This window comes from Asticcacaulis benevestitus DSM 16100 = ATCC BAA-896 (assembly GCF_000376105.1).
GTDB classification, from domain to species: domain Bacteria; phylum Pseudomonadota; class Alphaproteobacteria; order Caulobacterales; family Caulobacteraceae; genus Asticcacaulis; species Asticcacaulis benevestitus.
This window is the reverse complement of the sequence record NZ_AQWM01000040.1, coordinates 24606-30754: the sequence shown is the minus strand read 5'-3', so window position 1 is coordinate 30754 and position 6149 is coordinate 24606. Positions and strand designations below refer to the sequence as shown.

General features: G+C 58.6%; 6 protein-coding genes and 2 pseudogenes. 2 read left to right on the top strand and 6 right to left on the bottom strand.

Annotated elements, in window-relative coordinates; genetic code table 11:
• Positions 1-552 (bottom strand): ATP-binding protein (locus B060_RS0120635; RefSeq protein WP_018083715.1); only part of this gene is annotated, 552 nt, incomplete at its 3' end.
• Positions 542-2062 carry an IS21 family transposase gene (gene istA, locus B060_RS0120630; protein ID WP_026173026.1) on the bottom strand — a complete coding sequence of 507 codons (1521 nt, stop codon included), beginning with the start codon at positions 2060-2062 and terminating at the stop codon, positions 542-544. The genes B060_RS0120635 and istA, both read right to left, overlap by 11 nt.
• A gap of 111 nt (positions 2063-2173) precedes the next feature.
• Here istA and B060_RS26825 point away from each other — a divergent pair.
• Positions 2174-2335: pseudogene (locus B060_RS26825) on the top strand (transposase); the annotation flags it as partial.
• Here B060_RS26825 and B060_RS0120620 read toward each other — a convergent pair.
• The 3 genes and pseudogenes from B060_RS0120620 to B060_RS27645 all read right to left on the bottom strand — a co-directional run bounded on the left by B060_RS0120620 (position 2335) and on the right by B060_RS27645 (position 4648).
• The gene (locus B060_RS0120620; protein WP_081606965.1) at positions 2335-3378 is read right to left on the bottom strand and encodes an acyltransferase family protein; all 1044 of its coding nucleotides are present in this window, start codon (positions 3376-3378) and stop codon (positions 2335-2337) included. The pseudogene B060_RS26825 and the gene B060_RS0120620 sit on opposite strands and share 1 nt — an antisense overlap.
• Before the next feature lie 190 nt (positions 3379-3568).
• A pseudogene (locus B060_RS26820) lies at positions 3569-4093 on the bottom strand (transposase); the annotation flags it as partial.
• Between the two features lie 384 nt (positions 4094-4477).
• Positions 4478-4648 (bottom strand): hypothetical protein, encoded by a 171-nt coding sequence (locus B060_RS27645; RefSeq protein ID WP_164468328.1) that lies wholly within the window; start codon positions 4646-4648, stop codon positions 4478-4480.
• 126 nt (positions 4649-4774) lie between these two features.
• Here B060_RS27645 and B060_RS0120605 point away from each other — a divergent pair, with 126 nt between their 5' ends.
• Positions 4775-5740 carry a 3'-5' exonuclease gene (locus tag B060_RS0120605; protein ID WP_018083710.1) on the top strand — a complete coding sequence of 322 codons (966 nt, stop codon included), beginning with the start codon at positions 4775-4777 and terminating at the stop codon, positions 5738-5740.
• A 17-nt stretch (positions 5741-5757) separates the two neighbouring features.
• Here B060_RS0120605 and B060_RS25395 read toward each other — a convergent pair whose 3' ends face one another.
• A complete protein-coding gene (locus B060_RS25395; RefSeq protein WP_018083709.1) occupies positions 5758-6144 on the bottom strand; it encodes a hypothetical protein in 387 nt (128 codons plus the stop codon).
• Between the last annotated feature and the right edge of the window lie 5 nt (positions 6145-6149).

Genomic DNA, 6149 nt, shown 5'->3' with positions numbered 1-6149 from the left:
GGCGCCACCTGACGCGCTGAAGGGCAGGTAACCCAGTTCATCAAGGATGACCATGTCGAGCTTAAGTAGCCGATCCGCCATCTGTCCAACCTTGCCCTGGGCCTTTTCCTGTTCGAGCAGGTTGACCAGTTCGATGGTCGAGAAGAAGCGAACCTTCTTTCGGTGATGCTCGACAGCCTGCACGCCCAGCGCCGTGGCGACATGTGTTTTGCCGGTGCCAGGCCCGCCGATAAGGACAACGTTGTGCGCACCGTCCATAAACTCGCAGCGGTGCAGTTGGCGAACCAGGGCTTCATTGACCTCACCAGAGGCGAAGTCATAGCCTGACAGGTCCTTGTAAGCCGGGAAACGGGCCGACTTTATCTGATAGGCAATAGACCTGACCTCACGCTCGGCAGTCTCTGCCTTCAGAAGCTGTGACAGGATCGGCATCGCGCTTTCAAACGCGGGCGAGCCCTGTTCGGTTAGTTCGCCGACGGCCTGGGCCATGCCGTACATTTTCAGGGCACGCAGCATGATGATGATGGCGGCGCTGGCAGGATCATGACGCATGACGGCCCTCCGCGCGCAAGGCATCGTAGCGCTCAACATTGGCCAAGGGTTCTTGCGTCAACCGAAGCGCCTGTGGCGCATCGATCGTATCCGGCGGCGTTGTGCCGTCGATCAGGCGATGTAAGATGTTCAGGATATGCGTCTTGGTCGGCACGCCACCGGCCAGCGCCAACTCGACAGCCTGCAACACGACCTGCTCGTCATGCTGGAGGACAAGGGCCAGGATCTCGACCATTTCCCGGTCGCCGCCAAGCCGTTTGAGGAGATGCCCCTGAAGACGTCGGAAGGATTCCGGCAGCTCAGTGAACGGGGCACCATTACGCAGCGCGCCGGGTTTGCGCTGGATCACCGCCAGATAGTGACGCCAGTCGTAGACGGTGCGACCTGGGTTGCTATGTGAGCGATCTATAATCCGTGGATGCTCGCATAGAATTTGGCCTTCCGCAGCGATGACAATGCGATCGGGATAGACGCGCACGCTGACGGGCCGGTTGGCGAACGATGCCGGGACACTGTAACGATTACGCTCCAGATGGATCAGGCAGGTTGGCGTCACCCGCTTGGTATGCTCGACGAAGCCGTCGAACGGCCGTGTGGGCCTCATAAGGTAGTCCTGCTCTTCCGCCCAGACGTCAGCAATCGTCCCTGGTAGTTCGCCATGCGGAATCTCCCGCCAGTATGCGATACACCGCTCTTCCAGCCAGACGTTCAAAGCCGCCAGGTTCGGGAAGCTGGGTATCGGTATCCATAGCCGGTGGCGTGCATCCTGGACATTCTTCTCGACCTGTCCTTTCTCCCAGCCTGATGCCGGATTGCAGAACTCGGCATCGAAGAGGTAATGGCTGGCCATCGCCTGGAAGCGCAGGTTCACTTGCCGCGCCTTGCCGACCCCGATCTTATCGACCGCGGTCCTCATATTGTCATAGATACCCCGCCGCGGCACGCCGCCCAGAACGCGGAAGGCTTCAACATGAGCATCGAACAGCATCTCATGCGTCTGCAGAGGATAGGCTCGCACGATGAAGGCGCGGCTGTGAGATAGTTTGAAGTGAGCCACCTGAAGCTTGGTCCGCTCGCCACCTATAACGGCCCAGTCTTCACTCCAGTCGAACTGGAAGGCTTCCCCCGCCTCGAAGGCCAGCGGCACGAATGTCCCGCGCCCACTCATCTGCTGCTCGCGCAGGCGATTGGCTTTCCATTCGCGCGCGAACGTGGCAACGCGCGGATAAGAACCGTCATAGCCGAGGGCCACCAGATCCGCGTGAAGCTGTTTAACGGTACGCTTTTGCTTCCGAGACCTACCGGCTTCGATCTTCAGCCAGTGTACCAGCTTGTCGGCATAAGCATCCAACTTGGTAGGCCTGCCGGGCGTTTGGAACGCCGGCTCAACAACATCCGACCTAAGGTATTTGCGGATCGTGTTCCGCGAAAGACCCGTTCTTCGGCATATCTCACGGATCGGTATCCGATCCCGAAATGCCCAGCGTCTGATGACGCTCAATAATGCCATGTCTATCACTCCGAGAGCCCTCGCTGTCTGACAACGAGGGGAGTTTCACATGGGTCAATTCTCGATGATAATTATGCCGCCTACTGGGTCAGTTTTGAGTGATATTCAACAGGCACGTACTTCCCGGGCTTCNTGGAGCCTCGTCGCATGGCGGAGAAAGCTCTGACGGCCGTTATCCAGGAGGCCTACGTCCAAGGCATCTCGACGCGCTCCGTCGACGATCTCGTCAAGGCCATGGGCATGAGCGGTATATCCAAAAGCCAGGTCTGCCGTCATGACAAGGCCGGCGCTACATCCTGTTTGCGGCGTTTCGGTGCCGCCAGTCCCAGCCAGTGCAGCAGGCCCAGTCGCGCCAGAATGAAGTGCGCCCCCCATGGCAACAAAACGCCCGATACCGTGCATGCTACGGCATAAACCCAGCCGATATGAGGAACGCCCAGCTTCGACATAAGGATGCGCATACCGGCCGCTGCCATGATGTGCATCACATAAATGGTCATCGATGCCGCTCCAAGCGCAACGGCGATGCTCAGCCAGCGCCCCTTTAGGATCAGGGCTGTCGAAATGGTGGCGGCGATTCCCGCTATGGCCGCAGGCACAACCCACAGGCTGTTGTAATTCGTGCCCATGCGTGACGCCAGGTAGCAGGCGATGGCGAACAAAGGCCATAAAAACCAGGGCTGCTTCATCAATGGCGCCGCTTCAAGAGACGACAGATGGGGCACGAGCGCCATACCCAGCATCAAAAAAGGCAGGGAATGAAAAAACTGCTGAGGCAAGCTGTCTGTCGGGAAAAAGGTGCATGCGCCAAGGCTCACCGCCGCCATGCCGATCAGCACAACAGGGCGGTCGACGAGACGGCGTGCAAGGCCCAGGTCAAGCACCATAATCGTCATCTGCGCGAACATCAGCACATAAAGAAACCAGAACTGGCTCATCGGCTTCCAGCCTATGGTCAACAGATCGCTGAAATTCGCCTTGCCGTTGGTGAAGGCCGACATGACGACCAAGACCGAACCCTGCAGCAGCGACCATAGAACATAGGGATAGGCGACCGTCACCAAACGCCCAGATACATATGACTTCCAGCCCTTGCTCAGACCACGCGGCACATTCATACCCGCCAGCAAAAAAAACAGCGGCATGTGGAAGGTATACAGCGTGAAATCAAGACCAGCCCAGAAGGGGGAGGCCGCCAGACCGCCCGAGACAAGACCCCGTTCCACATGGCCAAGGACGACGAGCACGATGCCGATACCGCGCGCAGCATCCATCCAGGTTATACGTTCGCCCTTAGGCATATTCAGAAACCTCATAAGACTTTAATCCGACATTTCCCATTTGAGCGCCCTACCGGCGCCCGGATAGCGGTAAGATAGCCGCAAACCAAGGCGCTTGGAAAGCCCAGACGCGGGAGTGTAGACCCTGACTCGCTCTGGTTTGGCTCCATCGGCGCCGTTCTCAACGATTTTGGGTGCACCTGACCCGACAGCTGGTCGCGGGGGTTCAGAGCTGTCCTTGTCGTGAACATGGGGCAGGCTCCCGTCTTCGCAGGTCGTCGATCAGGTTTAGGATTGGGTTGAACCGTCGACGCGGGACCTCGACCTCGGCCAATTGGAGGACGGCATAGCGGGCGTGGTTTATGATTTGGCGCCGATCTTGACGACTTTTTCACACAGGCTGGTCAGGGATCGGGGTTTCATCTCCTCGGGCAAGGCGAGCGTGCTTAGGAAGTTCGACAGGTTGTAAGCCAGGGCATGGAGTTGGGGCCGGATCGCATTGGCCTTCATCGTTCGGTAGGAAAGGCGGGTCCATTTTACCGCGTTCTTGCCCTCCTTGATGTACTGCTCCGCCGTGTCGCGTTGATTGTAGAGGGCCGCAACCCGCTTGGGCTTGCGCGACAGGTTGGTCACGATAAACCGCGACACGCGGAAAGAGTTCGCCGGGGTACCGTTCGACCTTGGCGACGACCCGGCATTTGCGGGACCAGGGCCCTGCTTGGTACGTGAAGCTAGCATAATACCGCCGCACATGGTTGTGCGCCCTTCGGCTAACCTGGACCGGTTCAATGTGTAGATCGGTGCCTATAATGGCCCGCCCCTGCCTTTGTTTTCAATGAGTTGAATTATAGTGGTTTAAACGCAGATGCCCGGGGGTATTGATCGGCGCCAATCCGTCTGTAGGGCTTTGTCACAATCTGACCGGTCCAGCAAAAGCGTCTGACATTGCCAACATCAATGGAGCCAGTCGGTTGGCGACTGCGGTTTAGTCGACCCGCGCACATGGGGGGCGGGACAAGAGTGAGGGGGGGGCGTTCTAGAGGTGACCGGTCGTCATGTCTGCGACGATCTCTGGTTTTGGCCTATGTCCGTTCAGTAGCGCTTACGCGAGCATACGGCAGTGCATCGTCGAAGTTTAGGCTGCGTGGGCGGTTGCCAGACGCAGTTTGGAATCCAGGTCGATCAGTTGGGCGGTGGTCATGTTGCCGCGCCCTTCGACCATCCACGAAGGGGAGTTACGTAAGGGGGTGATCTTGAATCCTGCGTTGCGCAGACGTTCGATCACTCTTGCCACACATGTCGCCATACTCCCACTCCCCGCTTTGAGCCTACAGTATTCTGAGTCGCGGACATGACAAGCAAGGGGTAGCGACGACGGTGTCTGGGCAGGGGACTTGCGTTTTGGTAGTCTGCCTTCCACATCGGAATCACTATGACCTCACAGCTCGACATGTTTGGCGGTGCACAAGCCCCCAAGCCACAAAAACCCAAGACGACCGTCGCGCCAGGTGGCGTGGTCGCGTCCAGCCACGACGAACTGGCAGCCGTGTTGGAAGCCAGCGGCAACTACCGGGTGCTTCGGAAGCTTCGTCCGCCATTGCCCGTTGCGGAGACGACGGCCGGGTTCATGCGCGTTGGTGTCATTGTCGATACCGAAACCACGGGTCTGAAAAAGGCGGAGGACGAGGTCATCGAGATTGGCGCGGTCGCTTTCAGGTTTACGGACGAGGGCGATATCGGCGATGTTGTCGGAACTTTCGGTGCGCTGCAGCAGCCCTCTCGACCGATACCACCCGACATCACCAAGCTAACCAGGATTACGGACGAAATGGTGGAGGGACAGCTTATCCCGATTGCGGAGCTGGAAGCCTTTATTGCCGGCGCCGACCTGATTGTTGCGCACAATGCGGGCTTTGACCGGCCGTTTTGTGAGCGCTTGACACCTGCCTTTTCGGATCGGGCATGGTGTTGCTCGTATAGTGAGATTGATTGGCGTCAGCGCGGCTTCGAGGGAACCAAGCTGGGCTACTTGCTGAATCAATCTGGCCTGTTTCACGACGGTCATCGTGCCGTAGACGACTGTTACGCCCTTCTGGAGGTTTTACGGCGGGGGCAGAGCGATAGGGCCCACCCATTTGCTGAGCTGCTCACTGCCAGTCGCCGGGATCGGGTCCGTTTGTGGGCTGAGAACAGTCCCTTTGACAGGAAGGACGATCTCAAGGCGCGGGGGTATCGCTGGTCAGGTGGCGAGGGACAGCAGCCAAAAGCCTGGTGGACAGAGATTGATGCCGAGCGGCTCGAGAGTGAGATGGACTATCTGCGCCATGAAATTTACGGTCGCGTGGATATTAGTCTCACGACGAAACGCTTGACGGCACTTGACCGGTTCAAGGCCTAGCGCCTGGCGCATGTCCTCTAACGTACGGGCGGGTCGGTGGTGAAGCGGGACTGCGCGCCTTCACCCTTGGCCAATCTCTGGCCAAGAGTTTCCATGAATTGGTCATAGCGCTTGGTCGTAGACGCTCGGGCGGCGAGGGCAGCCTGTTCCGGCAAGGGAGGGTTGGCCCCAAGCCAGAGCCAGACATAGACCATGAAAGCCTCCAACGAGATGTTGGCGTCCCGCCGGCAGCGTTCCAGTTGCCGTTCGATCGCTCCGAGCTTTCGCACCATCGCCATTTCGCGCTGCTCCGGATCGACGAAGGCCGCTATGGCGGACTCCGCCATGATCGAAAGAGGTTGGCGACGGGAAGATGCGTAGGCACGCAGCTGGTCATAGACCTTCGGATCAAGATAAACAGTCATGCGAA